The organism is Rhodococcus sp. SB1D (assembly GCF_048573875.1).
Classification (GTDB): Bacteria; Actinomycetota; Actinomycetes; order Mycobacteriales; family Mycobacteriaceae; genus Rhodococcus_F; species Rhodococcus_F qingshengii.
Map to the genome: position 1 here is coordinate 22911 of NZ_JBMAIQ010000014.1, position 22744 is coordinate 45654.

Annotated in this window: 19 protein-coding genes; 9 read left to right on the plus strand and 10 right to left on the minus strand. The window is 63.4% G+C overall.

Annotated elements, in window-relative coordinates:
- The first annotated feature begins 128 nt into the window (after positions 1–128).
- The 8 genes from ACN50D_RS26255 (at position 129) to ACN50D_RS26290 (ending at position 8806) form a co-directional block, all read left to right on the plus strand.
- Positions 129–1571, plus strand: a complete 1443-nt coding sequence (locus ACN50D_RS26255; RefSeq protein WP_003944479.1) for an MFS transporter — start codon at positions 129–131, stop codon at positions 1569–1571.
- Positions 1568–2449 (plus strand): ribokinase, encoded by an 882-nt coding sequence (locus tag ACN50D_RS26260; RefSeq protein WP_030536629.1) that lies wholly within the window; start codon positions 1568–1570, stop codon positions 2447–2449. Before ACN50D_RS26255 ends, ACN50D_RS26260 begins: the two co-directional genes overlap by 4 nt.
- 53 nt (positions 2450–2502) lie before the next feature.
- Entirely contained in the window at positions 2503–3324 is an 822-nt protein-coding gene (locus ACN50D_RS26265) for a MerR family transcriptional regulator (protein WP_007731010.1), read from the plus strand.
- Positions 3325–3363: 39 nt separating this feature from the next.
- Positions 3364–5463: a RecQ family ATP-dependent DNA helicase gene (locus tag ACN50D_RS26270; RefSeq protein WP_030536630.1), complete on the plus strand. Its 2100-nt coding sequence runs from the start codon at positions 3364–3366 to the stop codon at positions 5461–5463.
- Positions 5464–5623: 160 nt separating this feature from the next.
- Positions 5624–6139 carry a diaminobutyrate acetyltransferase gene (gene ectA, locus ACN50D_RS26275; protein ID WP_003944572.1) on the plus strand — a complete coding sequence of 172 codons (516 nt, stop codon included), beginning with the start codon at positions 5624–5626 and terminating at the stop codon, positions 6137–6139.
- Between the two features lie 48 nt (positions 6140–6187).
- Positions 6188–7450, plus strand: coding sequence for a diaminobutyrate--2-oxoglutarate transaminase (gene ectB / locus ACN50D_RS26280; protein WP_007731008.1), 1263 nt, complete (start codon positions 6188–6190; stop codon positions 7448–7450).
- A 15-nt stretch (positions 7451–7465) separates the two neighbouring features.
- Entirely contained in the window at positions 7466–7864 is a 399-nt protein-coding gene (locus ACN50D_RS26285; protein ID WP_003944463.1) for an ectoine synthase, read from the plus strand.
- A 9-nt stretch (positions 7865–7873) separates the two neighbouring features.
- Complete coding sequence (locus ACN50D_RS26290) at positions 7874–8806, plus strand: D-isomer specific 2-hydroxyacid dehydrogenase family protein (protein ID WP_211921219.1); 933 nt, start codon at positions 7874–7876, stop codon at positions 8804–8806.
- A gap of 44 nt (positions 8807–8850) precedes the next feature.
- Here ACN50D_RS26290 and ACN50D_RS26295 read toward each other — a convergent pair whose 3' ends face one another.
- Positions 8851–9372: a VOC family protein gene (locus ACN50D_RS26295; RefSeq protein WP_083059232.1), complete on the minus strand. Its 522-nt coding sequence runs from the start codon at positions 9370–9372 to the stop codon at positions 8851–8853.
- A 50-nt stretch (positions 9373–9422) separates the two neighbouring features.
- Here ACN50D_RS26295 and ACN50D_RS26300 point away from each other — a divergent pair, with 50 nt between their 5' ends.
- Positions 9423–10280 carry an NAD-dependent protein deacetylase gene (locus ACN50D_RS26300; protein ID WP_042450219.1) on the plus strand — a complete coding sequence of 286 codons (858 nt, stop codon included), beginning with the start codon at positions 9423–9425 and terminating at the stop codon, positions 10278–10280.
- Here ACN50D_RS26300 and proB read toward each other — a convergent pair.
- From proB to ACN50D_RS26345, 9 genes are all read right to left on the minus strand, one after another.
- Positions 10253–11356: a glutamate 5-kinase gene (proB, locus tag ACN50D_RS26305; protein WP_003944552.1), complete on the minus strand. Its 1104-nt coding sequence runs from the start codon at positions 11354–11356 to the stop codon at positions 10253–10255. The genes ACN50D_RS26300 and proB overlap by 28 nt on opposite strands.
- Before the next feature lie 44 nt (positions 11357–11400).
- Positions 11401–12852 (minus strand): GTPase ObgE, encoded by a 1452-nt coding sequence (gene obgE / locus ACN50D_RS26310; protein ID WP_003944579.1) that lies wholly within the window; start codon positions 12850–12852, stop codon positions 11401–11403.
- A 231-nt stretch (positions 12853–13083) separates the two neighbouring features.
- Positions 13084–13353 (minus strand): 50S ribosomal protein L27, encoded by a 270-nt coding sequence (gene rpmA / locus ACN50D_RS26315; RefSeq protein WP_003944532.1) that lies wholly within the window; start codon positions 13351–13353, stop codon positions 13084–13086.
- A 42-nt stretch (positions 13354–13395) separates the two neighbouring features.
- Positions 13396–13707, minus strand: coding sequence for a 50S ribosomal protein L21 (rplU, locus tag ACN50D_RS26320; RefSeq protein WP_003944533.1), 312 nt, complete (start codon positions 13705–13707; stop codon positions 13396–13398).
- Positions 13708–14026: 319 nt separating this feature from the next.
- Positions 14027–17272: a translation initiation factor IF-2 N-terminal domain-containing protein gene (locus tag ACN50D_RS26325; protein WP_211921221.1), complete on the minus strand. Its 3246-nt coding sequence runs from the start codon at positions 17270–17272 to the stop codon at positions 14027–14029.
- Between the two features lie 448 nt (positions 17273–17720).
- A complete protein-coding gene (gene ndk, locus ACN50D_RS26330) occupies positions 17721–18140 on the minus strand; it encodes a nucleoside-diphosphate kinase (protein WP_003944527.1) in 420 nt (139 codons plus the stop codon).
- A gap of 18 nt (positions 18141–18158) precedes the next feature.
- Positions 18159–18599, minus strand: a complete 441-nt coding sequence (locus ACN50D_RS26335; protein WP_003944448.1) for a DUF4233 domain-containing protein — start codon at positions 18597–18599, stop codon at positions 18159–18161.
- Entirely contained in the window at positions 18596–20035 is a 1440-nt protein-coding gene (folC, locus tag ACN50D_RS26340) for a bifunctional tetrahydrofolate synthase/dihydrofolate synthase (RefSeq protein WP_211921223.1), read from the minus strand. The genes ACN50D_RS26335 and folC overlap by 4 nt, the downstream gene beginning before the upstream one ends.
- Positions 20032–22713, minus strand: a complete 2682-nt coding sequence (locus tag ACN50D_RS26345) for a valine--tRNA ligase (RefSeq protein WP_211921225.1) — start codon at positions 22711–22713, stop codon at positions 20032–20034. The genes folC and ACN50D_RS26345 overlap by 4 nt, the downstream gene beginning before the upstream one ends.
- Positions 22714–22744: the final 31 nt, after the last annotated feature.

Sequence of the window (22744 nt, forward strand, 5' to 3'; positions counted from 1 at the left end):
GCAACGAGCCACAGGGCACGCGGACGCTCGATTTCCCGACCGGCTCATCGGCGAGTGGGCAACGAAAAGATGCGTGCATCAGGTACGTGCCCCGCTCGGTTCGATGATTGCGCTGGGGAGCGCATGTCATGACTACACCAGAGAACTCGATCAGCGCTCTCGAAGTGGCCGAATCACCCGATGTCTGCGTCACCGACAATGCGTCCGTCAAGCGCGCTGTCAAGGCGACGATGCTCGGAAATGCCATGGAGTGGTTCGATTTCGGCGTTTACGCATATCTAGCTACCACTATCGGAAAAGTGTTCTTCCCGGACGCGAGCGGCAGCGCTCAACTCCTCTCTACCTTTGCAATTTTTGCGGCAGCCTTCATCGTCCGCCCACTCGGCGGATTGTTCTTCGGTCCACTCGGTGACCGCATCGGACGCAAGAAAGTCCTGGCCACCACCATCATTCTGATGGCGGGCAGCACCTTCGCCATCGGCCTCATCCCGAGCTACGAATCCATCGGTATCGCCGCCCCGATCCTGCTGGTACTCCTACGCCTACTGCAGGGCTTTTCCACCGGCGGCGAATACGGCGGAGCCAGTACGTTCGTCGCCGAATACGCACCGGACAAGCGCCGCGGTTTCTTCGCCAGCTTCCTCGAATTCGGTACTCTGGCAGGATATGTGGCGGCAGCGGGCATCGTGACGATCATCCAGACCGTCGTCAGTGCCGAGGACCTACTCCAGTGGGGCTGGCGCATCCCCTTCCTCATTGCCGGACCTCTGGGTCTCATCGGCCTGTACCTCCGTCTGCGTTTGGAGGAAACTCCCGCATTCCAGATGATGGAGCAGGCCGAAGAGCGCTCCCTCGCAGATGAATCCACAGGCAAGAAACTACGCGAAACTCTCGTCGACAACTGGCGTCCGCTTGTTCTGTGCATCGTCCTGGTGGCCACGTACAACATCGCTCACTACGGACTGCTCAGCTACATGCCGACGTATCTGACCAACACGTTGGGTTACGACGAATCCCACGGACTCGTTCTGATGATCATCGTCATGATCGTGATGATGATGGGAATCAGCTACGTCGGAAAGTTCTCGGACCGCGTCGGGCGTAAACCCTTGCTGCTCAGCGGTTTCATCGGATTCTTCGTCCTGTCCCTGCCTGCCTACCTTCTGATCGGCGTCGGCAACTACGTGACGGTCTTCCTGGGACTCGCAATTCTCGGCGGCTTGCTCCTGCTGTTCGTCGGAGTGTTCCCGTCCGTGCTTCCCGCACTCTTTCCGACCGGAATCAGGTACGGCGGCTTGGCAATCGGATACAACCTCGCGGTCTCCATCTTCGGCGGGACCACTCCCCTGGTGCTCACCGCCCTCGAAAGTGCAACGGGCAGCAACTTGGTCGCACCGATGTACATGATGATCGCCGCCGTGATCGGCGGTATCGCAGTCCTGATGATCCCCGAGACCGCACGCAAGCCACTCGACGGCTCTCCGCCCTCTGTCGCCACCGACGAGGAAGCACGTCGGATCATCCGCAAGGTTCGTCGAAAGAGAATGAAGGCCGATAACCTCGAGGTATGAGCACGCCTCGAATCGTCGTCGTCGGCAGTATCAACATGGATCTGACCACGTCAGTGTCCAGATTCCCCGCTCCGGGAGAAACGCTGCTCGGCACTGCCTTTGCCACCGCGGCGGGAGGCAAAGGCAGCAACCAGGCCATCGCCGCCGCGAAAGCCGGTGGGGACGTGTCGTTCGTCGGCGCGGTCGGCGACGACGGTTTCGGCACCCAATTGCGCGAGACCCTGCAAGACGCCGGGGTCGACACCGCGTTGCTTCGTAGTGTCGACGGCCCGAGCGGCGTTGCCGCCATCACCGTGAGCGAGGACGCGGAGAACAACATCATCGTCGTCCCGGGCGCCAATTCCTCGGTCACCTCGTTGTCCGAAGTAGACCTCGACGCGATCGCACACGCCGACGTTCTCCTGTGCCAACTCGAAATACCCCTCGACACGGTCACCACAGCGGCCCGGCACGCGCGTGCCAACGGAACAACTGTCATCCTCAATCCTTCACCGGTACAAGACCTTCCGGGCGCCCTGATCGAGTCTGTCGACATCCTGATCGTCAACCAGACCGAGTCGGAGCAGTTGGCCGCGGTCACCGGTCGCGTCCGATACCTCGTCACGACGCTCGGGGCCGGCGGCGCGGATCTCCGGTCGGGCGAGGAGACAATCCACGCCGACTCCCCGGCCGTGACACCCGTGGATACAACTGGCGCAGGCGATGCTTTCACCGGCGCCTTCGCCGTGGAGTGGGTGCAGGGCCAGGACCGCGCCCTGCAGTTCGCTGCCACGGCGGGAAGTCTGGCGACGACGGTCCGCGGCGCGTCGGTGTCGTCACCCACTCGCGCTGCGATCGAAAAAGTCCTGAACCGACAGCTTGACTCTGACACCGTGTGAGGTCGTAAACCTGTAGGTATCGGGTTTGTGAGAGAGAAACGGGGCGAGCAAGGATGTTGAGCATCGGAGACTTCGCGAGAGCAGGTCGTGTGTCGGTGCGCATGCTCCGCCACTACGACGCCATCGGTCTGCTCAGACCCGCGAGGGTCGACGCATCCACCGGGTATCGCTCGTACACCGCGGGCCAGTTGGCGCTGCTCAACCGCATCGTCGCTCTCAAGGAGTTGGGCCTGACTCTGGCCCAGGTCCAGCAAGTGGTGGAGTCAGCGGTCACCGTCGACGAGATCCGCGGGATGCTCACGCTTCGCCGAGCAGAACTCGAAACCCGAATCCAGGAAGACACCGCGCGACTGGCGCATGTACAGGCGCGCCTACGGATCATCGAAAGTGAGGGACAGATGTCCGCATACGAGGTTGTGATCAAGTCAGTTCCGGCGCTGCGGGTCGCGGAGTTGACCGGTACCGCCAAGACGATGGATCCGTCGTCGATCGGCCCGGTGGTTCGCGGGTTGTACGAGCGCCTTTGTACCGGTTTGGATCGTGCCGGTATCGCCGCGATCGGACCCGCTGTCGCTTACTACGAGGATGCCGGTGACGACGAGAACGTCGTCGTCCATGCGGCGCTACCGGTAGACGCGAATCCCGATGGCGACTACGAGTTCGCTGTGGTGGACCTGCGGGCCGAAGAGCACGTGGCCTCGCTGCTGCACAAGGGTTCGATGGACAACTGCCTGCCCGCTTATCAGGCGTTGGCCCAATGGATCGACGCAGCGGGATACCGCAATGCCGGCCCCAGCCGTGAGGTGACGCTGGCGTGCCCGGAGGATGTCGACGGCTGGGTCACCGAACTGCAGGAACCTGTTGCCAAGGCCTGAAGCCCGCACGTGTCGGCAGGGTCGTGCACCATGGGGTCCATGACCACCGCCACTGCCCCAGCCATGCGCGACGAAGCCGAGCGGCTGCTCCGCGAACTCGCGGGGCCGGATGCCCGCCTACGCGAGGACCAGTGGACGGCCATCGAGGCGCTGGTGGTGCAGCGCAAACGCGCGCTCGTCGTACAGCGGACCGGCTGGGGCAAATCTGCGGTCTACTTCATCTCGGCGAAGCTGCTCCGGGCAACGGGCCACGGCCCCACCGTCATCGTCTCTCCGTTGTTGGCCCTGATGCGAAACCAGGTCAGTTCTGCCGAACGTGCTGGAGTGCGCGCCGCAACCATCAATTCGGGCAACGTCACCGAATGGGACGACATCCATGCCCGCGTCGCAGCCAATGATCTCGACGTCCTTCTGGTCAGCCCCGAGCGCCTGAACAACCCTGACTTCCGCGATCAGGTGCTCCCGGCCCTGGCAGCTGATGCCGGCCTGGTCGTAGTCGACGAGGCTCACTGCGTTTCCGACTGGGGCCACGACTTCCGTCCCGACTACCGCCGCATCAGGACCTTGATCGCCGAACTCGGCGAGGGCATTCCCGTCCTCGCAACCACGGCGACGGCCAACAACCGCGTCGTCGAGGACGTGTCCGCCCAACTCGGCGTCGGCGGTGAGGAAACCCTCGTCCTTCGCGGCGGGCTCGAACGCGAGTCGCTTCACCTCTCTGTAGTCCACATTCCGGAGGCGACGGCGCGCGCTGCCTGGCTTGCCGACATGCTCGAGACGCTGCCGGGTTCGGGCATCATCTACACGCTGACGGTTTCGGCCGCGCGCGACCTCGCAAGCCTGCTCTCCGAGCGCGGCCATACCGTCGCCGCCTACACGGGCCAGACCGATCCCACTGAACGTGAATCTCTCGAGCAGGACTTGTTGGGTAATCGCGTCAAGGCTCTGGTGGCCACCTCGGCACTCGGGATGGGCTTCGACAAGCCTGATCTCGGGTTCGTCGTCCACCTCGGCGCACCGTCGTCGCCGATCTCGTACTACCAGCAGGTGGGCCGCGCCGGTCGTTCCACCGACAGGGCAGACGTGATCCTCCTGCCGGGGGCCGAGGACAAGCAGATCTGGAGTTACTTCGCCTCGGTCGCCTTCCCCCGCGAGCACCTGGTCCGCAGCGTCATCGAACACCTCGACACCGAAAAGGCCACGTCGACACCGGCACTCGAACCTCTGGTGGAGCTCAATCGCACGCGTCTCGAGATGGTCCTCAAAGTCCTCGACGTCGACGGCGCGGTCAAACGCGTCAAGGGCGGGTGGATCAGCACCGGCGAACCCTGGGTGTACGACGCCGAGCGCTACGGCCGACTCGACGACGCTCGCCAGGCCGAGCAGGCCGCAATGGTCGAGTACCAGAGCATCACGACGTGTCGAATGACCTTCCTGCGTGAACAACTCGACGATCCTGGTCTGACCTCGGAGAACTCACAGTGCGGTCGCTGTGACAACTGCACAGGCAATCGCTACGACACCACTGTCGACACCGCCGCCCTCGACGAGACTCGGGCGCGCTTGCAGCGCCCCGGATTCGACCTGGAGCCGCGCAAGATGTGGCCGACCGGCCTGAGCAAGCTGGGCGTCAAGCTGTCCGGGAAGATCACCGAGGGGCCCGAAACCGGGCGCATTCTCGGACGGATGTCGGACCTGGGCTGGGGTCAACGTCTCCGCGCGCTTTTCGACGGTCCCGACGCCGAGGTACCCGATGCGGTGGTCAGCGCGTGTATCAGCGTTCTGGCCGCCTGGAATTGGGCCGAGCGACCCACCGGTGTCATGGCCCTCGAATCCACAACGCATCCTTTGTTGGTGTCGAGCCTGGCTGCCAAGTTGGCCGAGGTCGGGCGATTGACCGACCTGGGCACTCTTCGCTTGCGCCCCGACCACCCTCCGGTGTCGGCAGCAAACTCCGCCTACCGCGTGTCCGGACTGGTCGATGTTTGGGAAGTCCCGGACATGAGCATCCACCAGGGACCGATACTTCTTGTCGACGCAATCGCCGATACCGGTTGGACTTTCACGATGGCCGCGCGCGCACTTCGACAGGCTGGTGCTCACTCTGTACTTCCGTTGGCGCTCGCAAGCCCGAAATAGCGAGTTTTTGCCCGAAATAGTCGCTCCGACAACGGCAAAAGTTACATAATGTGAGCACCATCACATTCATGTCCTCACCTGGGTCGCAACGGGTTCCACACGGCCCGAAACGGACATCTGCATGACTTCGACAGCAATGATTGTTACGTTCAGATGACCGATGAAGCCTGTTGATACGAGAGCTATCCCGACCACCGCGCCGGACGCGGTGTTGTTCAGAAGCCCACAGATCGATGACGGAGTCCGGCTCTGGGAGATCGCACGTGATTCGAAGGTGCTCGACCTCAATTCGAGTTATGCATACCTGTTGTGGTGCAGGGATTTCAGCGCGACGTCCATCGTCGCGGAGGTAGACGGCCGCGTAGTCGGATTCGTTTCCGGTTATACCCGTCCCAGCGCGCAGGAAACCCTGTTCGTGTGGCAAGTTGCGGTCGACGAAGACCAGCGCGGCAAGGCAATTGCTGCCCGCATGCTGTCCGACTTGATGGATCGCACTGCCCCACTGGGTGTTACACATCTGGAGACCACGATCAGCCCCGACAACGAGGCTTCGATCGCACTCTTCACCGCGCTCGCACGTCGACGCGAAGTACCGATAACCAGGCAGACCTTGTTCTCGCCCAACGATTTTCCCGATGGACACGAAGCCGAAGATCTTTACACGATCGGCGCCTAGCGCACTTCGCGCTCGGCATACAGCATGCCCCGGAGGAACAAAGAAGATATGAATATCAACGAAGCAAGCATTTTTGAAACCCTCGAGTCCGAGGTTCGCAGCTACTGCCGTGACTGGCCCGCAGTGTTCACCAGCGCATCCGGATCCTGGATTCGTGACGAGAACGGGCGCGACTACCTCGATTTCTTCGCCGGTGCCGGCGCCCTCAACTACGGCCACAACAACCCGGTGCTCAAATCCGCACTGGTCGACTACATCATGAGCGACGGCATCACGCACGGTCTCGACATGTCGACAGTCGCCAAGCGTGAGTTCCTCGAGACCTTTCAGCGCAACATCCTCGAGCCACGCGGCCTGGACTACAAGGTCCAGTTCCCCGGCCCGACCGGATCGAACACCGTCGAGGCTGCACTGAAGCTGGCCCGCAAGGTCACCGGACGTTCGGCAGTCATCAACTTCACCAACGCATTTCACGGAATGACACTTGGTGCACTCTCCGTGACCGGCAACTCGATGAAGCGCGCGGGCGCCGGTGTCCCCCTCGTGCACACGACACCGATGCCCTTCGACAACTACTTCGACGGCGTCACCGAGGACTTCCAGTGGTTCTCCCGCGTTCTCGATGATTCCGGCAGTGGAATCAACCGCCCCGCGGCAGTGATCGTCGAAACCGTGCAGGGTGAAGGTGGTGTCAATGTCGCTCGCCCCGAATGGCTTCGGGCGCTGGCAACACTGTGCTCGGATCGCGGAATCCTGTTGATCGTCGACGACGTCCAGATGGGTTGCGGCCGTACCGGCCCGTTCTTCTCCTTCGAAGAGGCCGGAATCGTTCCCGACATCGTCACGTTGTCCAAGTCGATCAGCGGCTACGGAATGCCGATGGCGCTCACGCTGTTCAAGCGTGAACTCGACGTCTGGGGACCGGGCGAGCACAACGGCACATTCCGCGGCAACAACCCGGCGTTCGTCACCTCCAAGGTGGCACTCGACCACTACTGGTCCGACGACGCCCTCACCAAGACGACGTTGAAGAAGGGCGCACGCATCAGCGAATGCTTCGCCAACCTCTCCGATCAGTTCCCCGGCGAGGTCTCGCACCGCGGGCGTGGCTTGGTTCAGGGCCTCGTCTTCGAACAGCCCGAGCGCGCCGGCAAGGTCTGCCAGTTGGCATTCGACGAGGGATTGCTCGCCGAGACCTCCGGACCCTCCGACCAGGTTGTGAAACTGCTTCCCGCACTGACGATTACCGACGACGAGCTCGAGCACGGCCTCTCCATTCTGGCCGAGGCGACACTCAAGGTCTGCAGCTAGAGGAAGGACTCTCCCATGATCGTTCGCACCACCACCGAGATCACCGACACCGACCGCGACATCACGAGTGAGGACGGAAACTGGCGCAGCAAGCGCATCGTCCTCGGCGGCGACCGCGTCGGGTTCTCGTTCCACGAGACCACCATCAAGGCGGGTTCGGTCAACGAGTTCCATTACGCCAACCACGTCGAGGCTGTCTGGCTCGTCGAGGGCACCGGCAAGCTGATCGACCTCGACAACAACAAGGAATACGATCTCGCACCGGGGTCGATGTACCTGCTCAACGGCCACGAGCGTCACCGCGTCGAGCCGGACACGCAGATGCGCATGCTGTGCGTGTTCAATCCGCCGGTCACCGGGCGTGAGGTGCACGACGAGAACGGTGTCTACCCACTGGTGGAGGTCCCCGCGTAGCGTCTAGTCATGGCGACTGACACCTCTCCACGCGTAGCGATCGGCCCCGTCCCCGATGCACTGCTCGACAGCGCGGTGCTTCGGGGCGGCGGTCTGATCAGTCCGATCGACACTGCGGACGCCCTGATCTGGGCGGGCTCACCCGAGACCTTTCCGTCGGAGTTACCGGCGTCGGTCAGGTGGGTGCAGCTTCCGTCGGCGGGAATCGAGGATTGGTTCGACTCCGGTGTGATTCCGAGGGACACAGAAATCACGTGGACCTCGGCGGCCGGTGCATTTTCGGCGTCGGTGGCCGAGCATGCACTCATGCTTCTCTTGGCCGGAGTTCGTCACTTGCCTGCACACATCGAGGCTCGAACGTGGCGTCAGTTCGAGTTCTTTCCCAAGATCGGCACCCTCCGTGGCTCGACGGTTGCGATCATCGGCGCAGGCGGTATCGGCCGCGCGCTGATTCCGATGCTGGCCGCGCAGGGGGCGGACAGCATCGCAGTCAATCGTTCCGGTAGCCCGGTCCCCGGGGCGATCTCCACGTACCCCGCATCCAGAATGGATGAAATCTATTCTCGCGCAGATCACTTCGTGATTGCTGCGCCCGCCACCCCGGCCACCCGTCACCTCGTGGGTCGTGCGCAGTTGGCGGCGATGCGACCCTATTCCTGGGTGATCAATGTCGCGCGCGGATCACTGGTCGACACCGACGCACTGGTCGAGGCCATCGAGTCGGAACAGATCGGCGGCGCCGGTCTCGACGTCACCGATCCCGAACCCCTCCCGGACGGTCACCCACTGTGGGATCTGACGAATGCGATCATCACACCCCACGATTCCAATCCGCCAGGCGTTCGCCCCGCCGCGTTCGCGGATCACGTCTCCAAGAACGTGACCCGCTTCGCGAAGGGTGAGGCGCTGGCTGCCCTCGTGGACCCAGTAGCCGGATACTGAGTACGCCGCCGAAGCTCGAATGCTCGGACCACGGTTGCCACAAATTACTGTGGCGACTGCGTCTCCGGAAAGAAGAGCGCCCGCGCCCGGCGAGCGACCTCTTCGGCAGGTACATCCTCGACCTTCGTGCATACTGCCCACCTGTGGCCGAACGGATCGAGAAACACCCCATGCCGGTCGCCCGAAAATGTATCGGCCACAGCCGTGACCAGCGTGCCTCCCTCGGCGACTGCCCGAGCGACAAACCCGTCCGTGTCCTCGGTGTAGACGACGATCGACGAATGCACCCAGCCGCCCTGTGGTGATTTGAGTCCGAAGTCCGGCATCTCCTGCGAAAGCTGCAGCATCGAATCGCCGATCCGGATCTCCGCATGCATGAGGGAGCCGTCAGGTGCGTTCATCGCATCGACTATCTCAGCTCCAAGTGCTCGTTTGTAGTAGTCGAGTGCGGCATGACCGTCCGGCACCGCGAGGTAGGGAGTGATCGTGCGGTAACCAGCGGGGATTGGGTTCACTGTGTTCATGTCTACGAGTATCGGCGATCGCACACGTGTTCTATTGAACATTTCGGACTTCCTCCGCGCCTCCGTCTCGCACACGCGCCTATCCTGGAGCAGTGCCCACCGACAACAGCCGCCTCGATGCCCTTCCCGAACTCCTGGCCGGCCGTCGCCTGGCAGTTCTGACGGGCGCCGGCATCTCCACCGACTCCGGAATCCCGGACTACCGCGGACCTGATTCACCCCCGCGCAATCCGATGACGTTCCAGCAGTTCATCGGCGATCCGGCGTTTCGGCGGCACTACTGGGCGCGCAACCACATCGGCTGGCGATACATGGACAGCTCCCGCCCCAACCAGGGCCACCGGGCCGTCGCGGCGCTGGAACGAACAGGGCGAGCCGTCGGCGTGATCACCCAGAACGTCGACCTCCTGCACACCAAGGCCGGCGCGCGAAACGTCATCGACCTCCACGGCACCTACGCGCAGGTTCGATGCCTGAGCTGCCAGCGGCTGATCTCCCGCACCACTCTCGCGGAGAGACTGGAAGAAGCCAATCCTGGATTCGCCGAAACAGTCGCTGCTGCAACAGGAGTCGAAATCGCACCCGACGCAGATGCCGTGATCGAATCCACCGCACACTTTCGCGTCGTGGATTGCGCCGTGTGCGGTGGCTTACTCAAACCGGACATCGTCTACTTCGGCGAATCCGTCCCCAAGGAACGCGTCGCCCGTGCGTACAGCCTCGTCGACCAATCCGACGCACTGTTGGTAGCCGGGTCGTCGTTGACCGTGATGTCCGGCCTACGTTTCGTCCGGCATGCCGCCAAGACCGGGAAGCCGATCGCCATCGTCAATCGAGGCACGACTCGCGGCGACGAATTCGCCGACCTCAAGCTCGAAGTCGGTTGCGCTGAAGCACTTTCCGCCCTCGTCGAACACGAAAGCTACAGCGCCACCAAGTCGTCCGCGTGAACCACAGGACGCTGCATGTCAGCCGGTAGATCGGTGGTGGAGCGCCCCAGGATCTCCTCGATCTCCGCAGCGTCGAACGCAACGACACCCCGGGCGACGGGCTTCTCCCCCGGCCCCATCAGGGACACGACGTCGCCGGCGTGGAAGTCACCGGATACACCGACGATGCCAGCGGACAGAAGGCTTCGACGCTTGGACACGACCGCGCGGACGGCGCCTTCGTCGAGGTGGAGGTCACCCGATGTGTCAGCGGCGTGACGAACCCAGAATCGGCGGGCCGACAATCGCGTCGGCCGGGGCGCAAATGCCGTTCCGACATCGGCACCACTGAGTGCCTGCGCAGCGTCCGATGCTGCCGCGAGCAGAACTGGCACGCCGGAATCCGCGGCCAGGCGTGCTGCTGAGAGCTTCGACGCCATGCCTCCGGTACCGAGGGCGCCACCCGAACCGGCAACCACACCGTCGAGATCCTCGGGACTGTTGACCTCGGGAATCAGTGTGGCATCGCCCTTTCGGGGATCCCCGTCGTACAGTCCGTCCACATCCGACAACAGGATCAACGCGTCGGCGCCGACCAGATGAGCAACCAGAGCAGCCAGCCGATCGTTGTCACCGAATCGAAGTTCGGTGGTGGCAACGGTGTCGTTCTCGTTCACGATCGCCACCGCGTGCAATGCCCGTAGACGATCGAGTGTCCGTTGGGCGTTGCGGTGCTGCGTCCGTCGAGCGATGTCGTCAGCCGTGAGTAGAACCTGCCCGACGGTACGGCCGTAACGGGCGAACGACGTACCCCAGGCGTGAGCCAGAGCCAACTGACCGACGCTGGCCGCAGCCTGCTTGGTCGCGAGATCGCGAGGCCGCTTGGTCAGTCCCAGCGGCGCCAGTCCGGCGCCGACGGCACCGGACGAGACGACGACGACATCGGAACCCGCACGCATGCGAGCCTCGATGGCATCGGCCAACAGATCGAGTCGGTGAGTATCGAGTCCCGCCACCAGACTGGTGAGCGCAGACGACCCGATCTTCACGACGATACTGTGAGCCGACGCTATCGACTCCCTGGTGGACCCGAGCACAGTCCCGTTCCCTCTCTTCGGTTTTCGTCCTGAAATCGCGTGGGTCAGGCGTCTTCGTCGAGCAAGCCGCGGCGGACACGACGCGCGTGCTTGCGCTCGTCGGCGCCGATGCGCTCCACCTGATCGAGACGCGGGTCGGTTCCACGGCCCGTGCGGGTCAGATCGATACCGGCCGGCGTCATCGGCTCCCACTCGAAGCTGACGTCGCCGATGGTGACGGAAGCTCCTGGCTGAGCGCCCTTCTTGACCAATGCGTCCTCGACGCCCAATCGAGCAAGACGGTCGGCGAGGTAGCCAACGGCCTCGTCGTTGTCGAAGGCGGTCTGACGAATCCACCGCTCCGGGCGGGTGCCTCGGACGACGAACCCACCGGGAATATCGGGATCCTTCTCGATGGTGAAGCTGGAATCCTTGACCTTGACCGGGCGAATGACCTGGCGCTTCGGCTCGGGCTTCGGATGAGCTTCGCGGTAGTCGCGGACCATCTTCGCCAGCGCGAATGTCAACGGTCGCAATCCTTCTCGGCTCACCGCCGAGATGGTGAAGACCGGCCATCCGCGAGCTTCGATCTCAGGCGTGACCATTTCGGCCAATTCGGCGGCCTCGGGAACGTCGGTCTTGTTGAGGATGACGACGCGCGGGCGCTTGTCGAGGTCACCGAGTCCCGAGTCGCCGGAGAGCGCGGGCGTGTACGCGGCCAGCTCTGCTTCCAGGGCGTCGATGTCGGAGATCGGGTCACGTCCCGGATCGAGGGTGGCGCAGTCGATCACGTGCGCCAATACGGCGCAGCGTTCGATGTGGCGCAGGAAGTCCAGGCCCAAACCGCGGCCTTCGCTTGCACCGGGGATCAGCCCGGGCACGTCGGCGACGGTGAAGGTGGTGTCACCGCTCGAGACGACGCCGAGGTTGGGGACCAGAGTTGTGAAGGGGTAGTCGGCGATCTTCGGCTTGGCCGCAGAGAGAACGGACACAAGCGAGGACTTACCGGCGGAGGGGAATCCGAGCAGACCGACGTCAGCTACCGACTTGAGTTCGAGAACCAGGTCACGCTCGACACCGTCCTCACCGAGGAGTGCGAAACCGGGAGCTTTGCGGGCTTTCGAGGCGAGTGCTGCGTTGCCGAGTCCGCCGCGGCCGCCCTGAGCGGCGTCGAAGCGTGAACCGACTCCCACGAGGTCGGCAAGCACGTTGCCGTCGGTATCGAGAACCACAGTTCCATCCGGAACCTTGAGGATGAGGTCTTCACCGTTTGCACCCTCGCGGTTACTGCCGGCGCCCTGCTTGCCGTTGGTCGCCTTCGCGTTGGGATGGAAGTGAAAGTCGAGGAGGGTGTGGATGTTCTCGTCGACCACGAGGATGACGTCGCCACCGCGACCTCCGTTGGCACCGTCCGGACCGCCGAGCGGTTTGAACTTCTCGCGGTGTACGGAGGCGCAACCATTGCCGCCTTTTCCAGCGCTGACGTGCAGCACAACACGGTCAATGAATCGGGACATGACTGCCGGATCCTTCCTCAGTCAATTGCGGGTCTCACGCGATGAGCTGAACTTCTGGTGAGCAGGGTTGCTCGGGGCAAAACGGGTACTGCTTAAACAAACGATAGGGGCGGACCGGGTTATTTCAACCCTGGTCCGCCCCTATCGGGAGCTTGGAACGCGTCACTCTCTTACCGAAAGCAGAACCGGCTTACCGAAGTAGAACCGATGACGCACAACTAGCGAGAAAGACTAGACCTCAGCCGCAACGACGGCCGGAACGATGTTCACGGTCTTGCGTCCACGCTTCTGGCCGAACTCGACTGCACCGGCAGCGAGAGCGAACAGGGTGTCGTCGCCGCCACGGCCGACGTTGACGCCGGGGTGGAAGTGCGTGCCGCGCTGGCGAACCAGGATTTCGCCTGCGCTGACCGACTGGCCGCCGAAGCGCTTCACGCCGAGGCGCTGGGCGTTTGAATCGCGACCGTTACGGGAGCTGGATGCACCCTTCTTATGTGCCATGCTATTGACCCTCCTCGGGTGAAATTAGCTAGAAAGAACTGGTTACTTGATGCCCGTGACCTTGAGCACCGTGATCGGCTGCCTGTGGCCCTGACGCTTGTGGTAACCGGTCTTGTTCTTGAACTTGTGGATGCGGATCTTCGGGCCCTTGGTGTGCTCGACGATCTCACTGGTGACTGCGACCTTGGCCAGCTTGGCCGCGTCGGTGGTCAGGTCGGATCCGTCGACCACGAGAACGGGAGCAAGCGAGACAGCAGTGCCGGGCTCACCCTCGATCTTCTCGACCTTGACGAGGTCACCAACAGCGACCTTGTACTGCTTTCCGCCGGTCTTGACGATCGCGTACGTTGCCATCGGAGGGCTACCCCTTGCTTCTTCGAACTTGCTCGCGCTGCTGCCTGAGGCTTCAAATGCATCGCGACTGGTCTGGTTTATGTCACCTCGGCTCGGCACTGACGTACCGGGACATTCACGCACACTCTAGGCACACGGAATCTCTACCGCCGGGTGGCGACCCTCCAAGGTTACGGGAAAGCAACCGTCAGGGTCAAACCGCCCCGCCGAGGGGTGGTGCTCACTACTCTGTACTGCTTCTACCAGCTGAAACTTCGGATAACGGTTGGATGTCCTCGCTCATCGCGAAGTCATCCAACCGACCGAAAGCCAGTAGTTCTTACTCTCCGTCTACCGGAGGCCCTGCGGGACGTGCTGCTGCACGCCTGCGACGGGGTCTCTTGACGACGACAACTTCTTCCTCAGCCGGAACTTCGGTGGCCGGAGCCGGAACGTTTTCCGCGACCGCGTCCACCACGGGTTCCGGAGTCGGAATCACGAAGACCGTGCCCACCTCGGGAGCTGCCTCGGCAACCGGTGCCGACGCTGCCCGCGACGCCCGGCGACTACGCCGACGACCGCGCGGAGCTGCTTCGGTCGAAGCTGCGGCCGACTCGTTGTCCACTGCGGATACTTCTTCCGCAGCAGAGTCCACAACAGGAACGTCATGGTGCTCAGCAGCAGCAGGAGTATCGATCGGCCGATCTTGTTGCCGATCGGCACTTTTGGATGCATCGTCCCCCGAAGACACACCGGCGGAATCAGACTCGGTCGAGTCGGCCGCGACGGTCTCGTCGTCGTCGTGGTGATGCGAGGCCATCGCCAATGCCACCGGATGAGCCCGCTTGACCGTCGCGTCGACGGCCGGAACCTCCGGCGCCGGAGCTTCCTGTCCGTTGGACTCGGTCGAAGCCGACTTGTCTCCGCGGCCACGCTTGTTCTTGCGCGAGGTACCGGAATCACTGCGCTGCGAGCCCGAACGCGATCCTCCGTCGTCCGAGGACTTCACCTCGACGGGCTCGGAATGGACGATGATGCCGCGGCCGTGGCAGTGCTCACAGGTGGTCGAGAAGGCCTCGACCAATCCGGTGCCCAACTTCTTGCGCGTCATCTGCACGAGCCCGAGTGACGTGACCTCCGACACCTGATGGCGCGTGCGATCGCGACCCAGGCATTCGGTGAGCCGACGCAGGACCAGGTCCCGGTTCGATTCGAGAACCATGTCGATGAAGTCGACGACGATCATTCCGCCGATGTCCCGCAGGCGCATCTGGCGAACGATCTCCTCGGCCGCTTCGAGGTTGTTACGGGTGACGGTCTCTTCGAGGTTTCCGCCGGCTCCGGTGAACTTGCCGGTGTTGACGTCGACGACGGTCATGGCCTCGGTGCGGTCGATCACCAGGGTGCCGCCGGACGGCAGCCACACCTTGCGATCGAGTGCCTTGGCCAACTGCTCGTCGATACGGCGAGCCGCGAAGACGTCGATACCGTTGTTCGGCGTGTACTTCTCGAGCCGCGGAAGCAGGTCGGGCGCAACGGAGTTGATGTAGTTCTCGACCGTCGTGTGCGCCTTCTCGCCCTCGATGACCAGCTTGGAGAAGTCCTCGTTGAACAGATCACGAATGACCTTGACCAGCATGTCAGGCTCTTCGTACAGCGCCTGCGGGTTGCCGGACTTACCGGTGTCCGCAGCCGCAGCCTGCTCCTCGATGCCGGCCCACTGAGCCTGCAGACGAGTCACGTCGCGCGCCAACTCTTCTTCGCTGACGCCCTCGGACGCCGTGCGAATGATCACGCCCGCGTCGGCGGGCACGATGTCGCGCAAGATTTCCTTGAGACGCTTGCGCTCGGTGTCCGGAAGCTTGCGGCTGATACCCGTGGACGTACCACCGGGCACGTAGACGAGGAAACGACCGGCAAGCGAAATCTGTGTCGTCAGTCGAGCACCCTTGTGGCCGACCGGATCCTTGCTGACCTGAACGAGCACCTGATCGCCAGGCTTGAGAGCCTGCTCGATCTTGCGCGAGTTGCCACCGAGACCGGCAGCCTCCCAGTTGACCTCACCGGCGTAGAGAACACCGTTGCGGCCACGTCCGATGTCGATGAACGCAGCTTCCATGCTGGGGAGCACGTTCTGGACACGTCCGAGGTACACGTTGCCGACCATCGACGCCGACGCCGAGTTGGTGACGAAGTGCTCGACCAGCACTCCGTCTTCGAGGACTGCTACCTGTGTAGTCGCATGCGGCTGACCGCTGTCTGCCCGATCGCGCACGACCATGACGCGATCGACGGCCTCACGACGCGCGAGGAACTCCGACTCGGTCAGGATCGGTGGGCGACGTCGGCCGGCGTCACGACCGTCGCGGCGACGCTGACGCTTCGCTTCCAGACGTGTCGAACCACTGATGCCCTGGACCTCGTCCTTGACGCGGGTCTTGTTGCGAGGTTCGCGCTCGTGAACGACGGTGTTCGGCGGATCGTCCTCGGACGTCGCAGTCGCGTCGGTGGCACCGTCGGTGCCGGTCTTGCGACGACGACGACGGCGGCGACGGCGGCTCGATCCGTCGGCATCGAGATCGGAATCGTCGGCATTCTCGGAATCCGCATCAGCGGTGGACTCGGACTTATCACCGGATTCTTCGCCGGCAGCGTCGTCGGTTTGCTTCTCGACTGCCGCAGGGGCAGATTCCTGCTCCGATTCGGTAGCGGTATCCGACTCTTCGTCCGAACCCTGCTCGCCACCCTGTTCACCGCGACCACGTCCACGTCCACGGCGTCCACGACGACGGCGACGCGGCTGATCGTCGTCCTCGTCCTCGGACTCGGCGCTCTCGCCCTCGGTTTGCGGTGCGGTCACAGCCGGCTCTTCGACGGCAGGAACTGCAACCGGCGCTGCCTCGGGAACGACGGTTTCGGCTTCCGCGGTTGTCTGCTTCTCTTCGACGACCGCCGGTGCAGCAGGCTCGCGGCGTGCGCGACGGCGACGCGGAGCTACCTCGGCGGCTTCGAGATCCGGCTGCAGGAACAGCGGGACCTGCGGCGCGGCGGGAGCCACCTCGGGCTGATGGGTCTGCGGCGCCTCGAAGGAAGTGAACAGATCGGACTGCTCGGCTTCCTTGCTCTGCAGCGCAGCAGCGGCGTCGAGTCCAGCGCTGATCTCGGCGACAGCCGGATCCACTGCTTCTTCTGCTGCAGGTTCTTCGACGACGACCTTTTTGCGGGTGCGACGAGCCCTGACAGGCTTCTCGGCCGGAGCCTCTGCAACAGGAGCCTCCACGGGAGCTTCTGCAGCAGGCTCCTCGACAACAGGCGCCTCGACAACCGGGTCGATGAGGGTGTCGAGCTCGGCGACGACGGGCTCGATGGCCTCGGCCGCGGAAGTCAACGAGGCATGAATCCGCTGAGCGACGTCACGGTGGAGACTCGACTGCGCGCTGCGCAATTCGGTACCGAGCGCTGCGGCTTCGGCAAGGACCTGCTTGCTGGTGACGCCGAGCAACTTCGCCAGCGCGTGTACGCGCATCTTGTCGGGAAATTCCGGGGTGGTGCTGGAATCTGATTCGGTTGGGGATTGATCGGCCACGTAAGTCTCCTCAGCCCCCGGGCGCGTCCAACCCAGAAGTCGAGTTGTCACGCGGCCACGCGGGAGCGTGCTGTGTGTACTCGCACTCAGAAGTGAGTACGAGATTGTAAGGTCTCGCTCCGCATGGTCCGCAATGCCCGTTATTCACTGCGAGCACATGAAGTGCCTGGCTGGATGGCCGTTGTCCTGTGCGCGAGCGCCTGATCATCCAGCGTGCAGAGGTCCAGGGATTTCCTGTTGACCTGGAGCAGCGATGAAAGGGCATCGAACCTAGGTGTCATCCGGTTGAACGTGCGTAAAACAAATTGCGGTTCAACTGAAAGCAGTATCCCACACCAACGCGCCTGCAACTGCAAAGGGCGCACCGATGTGGGATACGTGCCGAGAATTCGCTGTGGAGATGTGGGCCGAAGGCCCGTTCATGTGGGCCAGAGGCCCGATCGGAGATTCAGATGGACGACAGCGCGGGGAACCACAGAGCGATTTCACGCTCTGCCGACTCCACGGAGTCGCTGCCGTGAACGAGGTTCTGCTGCGCTTCGAGTCCGAAGTCGCCGCGGATCGTACCCGGAAGAGCCTTGTCGACCGGGTCGGTTCCGCCGGCCAACTGACGGAAAGCAGCGATGGCTCGGGGGCCTTCGAGCACTGCGGCCACCAGCGGACCGGAGGTGATGAACTCCAACAAGCTCGGGTAGAACGGACGCTCGGCGTGTTCTGCGTAGTGGCTACCAGCCACCTCTTCGGAAGCTACGCGGAGGTCGAGTGCTGCAATTGTCAGGCCTTTGCGCTCGATACGGCTGAGGATTTCTCCTACGTATCCACGGGCAACGGCGTCGGGCTTGATCAGTACGAGGGTGCGCTCAGTCACAGCGGACAGCCTAAATGGTCAGTCCCGCTGACCGGGAAGCAGGCCCTTGTCCATCCGGCGCTTGATGTCTCTCTGCAGGTAGACGAGGTATCCCCAGACGATCCCGAAGGTGATCGCCACACCGGCGATCGACGGGTGGACGAAGAAACCGAACAGAAGAATCACCTGCAGCGCGACGTTGAACCCCATCGCCCACGGCTTGCCCTGGATGCCCGCACCCAGAATCATCAGTACCGCCAACCCGATGATGAATCCCGCGGAGGCCGCGGTGAGGCCTCCGCCGACGACCGCGACAACCGGCAAAGCCAGCAGCACGACGATCGCCTCGAGGATCAGGGTTCCGGCCATCACTCCGCGGAAGCTTTTCCACGGGTCCTTGGTCGGCGGCCCGAACTCGCCGGCAGTGTCTCCGGGCTCGTGGTCTCCGGACTCGGGATTGGCATCTGACGGGGTACTCACGCGGGGTCCTTTCCGAACAGCGTGCGGGCGGCGCCTGCGGTCACGACGGATCCCGTCACCACCACACCCGCCCCTGATACGGCCTCACCGGGTTCGGCGACCTGCTCGGCGATTTCGATCGCGACTTCCAAGGCGTCGGCAAGCACCGGCGCAACGACGACGCGCTCGTCGCCGAACTTCGCGACGGCGATGTTCGCCAGTTCTTCGACGTCCATCGCCCGGAGTGACCCGTTGTGGGTGACGACGATCTCGTCGAAGACGGATTCGAATGCAGTCAAGATGGCGTCGACGTCCTTGTCCGCCATGACGCTGACCACTCCCACGAGCTTGCGGAAGTCGAACTCGGCGGACAGTGCGGCCGCGAGAGCGCGAGCACCGTCTGGATTGTGGGCGGCGTCGAGAAAGACCGTCGGCGCACTCCGAACACGTTCGAGGCGACCGGGATTGACGACCGAGGCGAACCCGTTGCGGATTGCATCCTGATCCAGTTGTCGATCCGGACCGGCACCGAAGAACGCTTCTACGGCAGCGAGCGCGAGCGCGGCGTTGCGCGCCTGATGCTCACCGTGAAGGGGGAGGAAGATGTCGGTGTACACACCGCTCAAGCCTTGAAGTTCGAGCTGCTGTCCGCCCACCGCGATCTGGCGAGCAAGCACCTTGAACTCCGAGCCTTCACGAGCGACCGCGGCCTCCACCTCGACAGCACGCCGCAGCAATACCTCCATGACTTCGGGAGTCTGCTCGGCGATGATCGCGACGGTGTCCACCGGAACCAGGTCCTCGCGGCCCTTCTTGATGATCCCGGCCTTCTCCTCCGCGATCCCGGCCAGGTCGGTGCCCAGGTACTCGGCGTGATCGAGGCTGATCGGGGTGATCACCGCAACCTGCCCGTCGATCACGTTGGTGGCGTCCCAGCGTCCGCCGAGGCCGACCTCGACCACGGCGACGTCGACCGGCGCCTCCGCGAAGGCCGCATAGGCCATGGCGGTGAGCACTTCGAACTTGCTCATCGCCGGTCCCCCGGCTTCCTCCGACTGTGCGTCGATCATCTGCACGTACGGCTCGATCTCGCGGAACGTGTCCACGTAGAGCCGCGGCGAGATCGGATGACCGTCGATGCTGATCCGCTCGGTCGCGATCTGCAGATGAGGGCTGGTGGTTCGCCCGGTGCGACGATGCAGAGCCGTCATCAACGAATCGATCATGCGCGTTACCGACGTCTTACCGTTGGTTCCCGTGACGTGCACCGACGGATAGTTGTGCTGAGGCGAGCCCAGGACATCCATGAGCGCCTCGATACGAGTCAGTGACGGCTCGATCTTGGTCTCGGGCCAACGCTTGTCGAGTTCTGCTTCCACCAGCGCCAGTTCGGCGATGTCGACCGGAGTCGGAACCGAACTCTGAGCGTCGAATTGGGACGGCTCGTACGAACTCACTTGTCGGCCAACTCCTTCAGACGTCCCGTGATGCGCTCGATCTCTTCGACGGCGATCTGGCGACGTGTCTTGATCTTGTCCACGACGGCGTCGGGCGCCTTCGCCAGGAAGGCCTCGTTCGCCAGCTTGTTGTCAGCGGTGACGAGCTCCTTCTGCGCTGCCGCGAGGTCCTTTTCGAGCCGCTTCTTCTCCGCGCCGAGGTCGATGGTGCCCGAGGTGTCGATGTCGACAGTGACGGTGCCCTGGCTCAGGCGCACCTCGACGGAGATCGACGCGGTGAATCCCTCTTCGGGTTCGGTCAGCTTGGCCAGCGCCGCCACGTAGGCGAACTGGCCGTCCATGCCGGCCTCCGAAAGCCCGGACGCACGAGCCGGGACCTTCTGGGAAGGCTTGAGTCCCTGATCATTTCGGAATCGTCGCACCTCGGTGATCAGCTTCTGCGTGTCTTCGATCCTGGTTGCGGCCTGGGCGTCGACTGCCTCACCGGACAACACGGGCCATTCGGCGACGACGACGGACTCGCCGCCGGTGAGCACCTTCCACAGGGTTTCGGTCACGAACGGAATGACCGGGTGCAGGAGGCGGAGCAGTGCATCGAGAATGTTGCCGAGCACGGCGCGGGTGTTCGCGGCGACGGCCTCGTCGGCGGCGAACTGCACCTTGGCGAGTTCGAGGTACCAGTCACAGACCTCGTCCCACGCGAAGTGGAACAGGCCTTCGCACGCCTTGCTGAACTCGTAGCGATCGAATGCGGCGTCCGCCTCGGCCTGGACCGTGTCGAGACGGTCGAGGATCCAACGATCGGCGTCGGTCAGTTCGCTTCGAGCGGGCAGCGGCGCGGGAGCAGCGCCGTTCATCAGAGCGAACTTGGTCGCGTTGAACAACTTGGTCGCGAAGTTGCGCGAGGACTGCGCCGAATCCTCACCGACGGACAGGTCGCTGCCCGGGTTGGCGCCGCGTGCAAGTGTGAATCGCAGGGCGTCGGCGCCGAAACGATCGACCCAGTCGAGTGGGTCGATACCGTTGCCGCGAGACTTCGACATCTTCTTGCCGTACTGATCGCGGACCAGTCCGTGCAGGAACACGTCCTTGAACGGCATCTGCGCGCCGGACTTACCCGGACCGGCGGTGATCGACTCGTCCTCGGACACGTAGGTGCCGAACATCATCATGCGGGCGACCCAGAAGAACAGGATGTCGTAGCCGGTGACGAGAACGCTGGTGGGATAGAACTTTTCGAGTTCGGGCGTATTGTCCGGCCAGCCCATCGTCGAGAAGGGCCACAGTCCGGAGGAGAACCAGGTATCGAGGACGTCGGGATCCTGGACCCAGCCTTCCGGCGCCGTTTCGTCAGGACCGAAGCACGCAACTTCACCCTCGGGGCCGTACCAGACCGGAATGCGGTGACCCCACCAGAGCTGACGGGAAATGCACCAGTCATGCATGTTGTCGACCCAGTCGAACCAGCGTGGCTCCTGGCTCGCCGGGTGAATGACGGTGTCCCCGTTGCGAACCGCGTCACCCGCAGCCTTGGCGAGCGTCTCGACCTTGACCCACCACTGCAACGAGAGACGAGGCTCGATGGCCTCGCCACTGCGCTCGGAGTGCCCGACGCTGTGCAGGTACGGGCGCTTCTCGGCGACGACGCGTCCCTGCTCGGCGAGAGCTTCGCGAACCTTGACGCGAGCCTCGAAGCGGTCCATTCCGTCGAATTCGGTTCCGGTGTCGGCAATCTTGCCGGTCTTGTCCATGATGGTGGGCATCGGCAGGTTGTGCCGCAGGCCCATCTCGAAGTCGTTGGGATCGTGAGCCGGCGTGATCTTCACAGCGCCGGTTCCGAACTCGGGGTCGACGTAGTCGTCGGCGATGATCGGGATCTGACGCCCGGTGAACGGATGATCGAGAGTGGTGCCGATGAGGTGCTTGTAGCGCTCGTCCTCGGGATGGACCGCTACTGCGGTGTCACCGAGCATCGTCTCGACGCGAGTGGTCGCGACGATGACGTGCGGCTCGTTGTCGTCGAGCGAGCCGTAGCGCAGGGAAACCAGCTCACCCTCGACGTCCTCGAACTTCACCTCGATGTCGGAGATCGCGGTCTGCAGCACCGGCGACCAGTTCACGAGACGCTCGGCGCGGTAGATCAGGCCCTCGTCGAACATGCGCTTGAAGACGGTCTGGACGGCGCGGGAGAGGCCCTCGTCCATCGTGAAACGATCACGACTCCAGTCGACGCCGTCACCGATGCGCCGCATCTGGCCACCGATGGTTCCACCGGATTCGCGCTTCCAGTCCCAGACCTTGTCGATGAACAGCTCGCGGCCGAAATCTTCCTTGGTCTTTCCGTCGGCAGCGAGTTGCTTCTCGACGACGGACTGCGTGGCGATACCGGCGTGGTCCATGCCTGGCAGCCACAGCACCTCGTAGCCCTGCATCCGCTTGCGACGGCTGAGCACGTCCATGAGGGTGTGATCCAGGGCATGGCCCATGTGCAGGCTGCCGGTGACGTTCGGGGGCGGCAGCACGATGGAGTAGCCGGGCTTGTCGCTGGTCGCGTCGGCCTGGAAGTACCCGGCGTCTACCCAGCCTTGATACAGATCGGCCTCTACCGCGCTGGGGTCCCAGCTCTTGGGTAGGGCGTCGGCGGGGGTCTGGGGGTTCTCTGGAGCTGCACTGGTCACCACTTGATCCTAATGACTCCCCCGTCGTGAA

Coding starts and splice junctions, on each gene's coding strand:
- ACN50D_RS26255 (WP_003944479.1), top strand. CDS start 129: ATGACTACACCAGAGAACTCGATCAGCGCTCTCGAAGTGGCCGAATCA.
- ACN50D_RS26260 (WP_030536629.1), top strand. CDS start 1,568: ATGAGCACGCCTCGAATCGTCGTCGTCGGCAGTATCAACATGGATCTG.
- ACN50D_RS26265 (WP_007731010.1), top strand. CDS start 2,503: ATGTTGAGCATCGGAGACTTCGCGAGAGCAGGTCGTGTGTCGGTGCGC.
- ACN50D_RS26270 (WP_030536630.1), top strand. CDS start 3,364: ATGACCACCGCCACTGCCCCAGCCATGCGCGACGAAGCCGAGCGGCTG.
- ectA (WP_003944572.1), top strand. CDS start 5,624: ATGAAGCCTGTTGATACGAGAGCTATCCCGACCACCGCGCCGGACGCG.
- ectB (WP_007731008.1), top strand. CDS start 6,188: ATGAATATCAACGAAGCAAGCATTTTTGAAACCCTCGAGTCCGAGGTT.
- ACN50D_RS26285 (WP_003944463.1), top strand. CDS start 7,466: ATGATCGTTCGCACCACCACCGAGATCACCGACACCGACCGCGACATC.
- ACN50D_RS26290 (WP_211921219.1), top strand. CDS start 7,874: ATGGCGACTGACACCTCTCCACGCGTAGCGATCGGCCCCGTCCCCGAT.
- ACN50D_RS26295 (WP_083059232.1), bottom strand. CDS start 9,372: ATGTTCAATAGAACACGTGTGCGATCGCCGATACTCGTAGACATGAAC.
- obgE (WP_003944579.1), bottom strand. CDS start 12,852: ATGTCCCGATTCATTGACCGTGTTGTGCTGCACGTCAGCGCTGGAAAA.
- rpmA (WP_003944532.1), bottom strand. CDS start 13,353: ATGGCACATAAGAAGGGTGCATCCAGCTCCCGTAACGGTCGCGATTCA.
- rplU (WP_003944533.1), bottom strand. CDS start 13,707: ATGGCAACGTACGCGATCGTCAAGACCGGCGGAAAGCAGTACAAGGTC.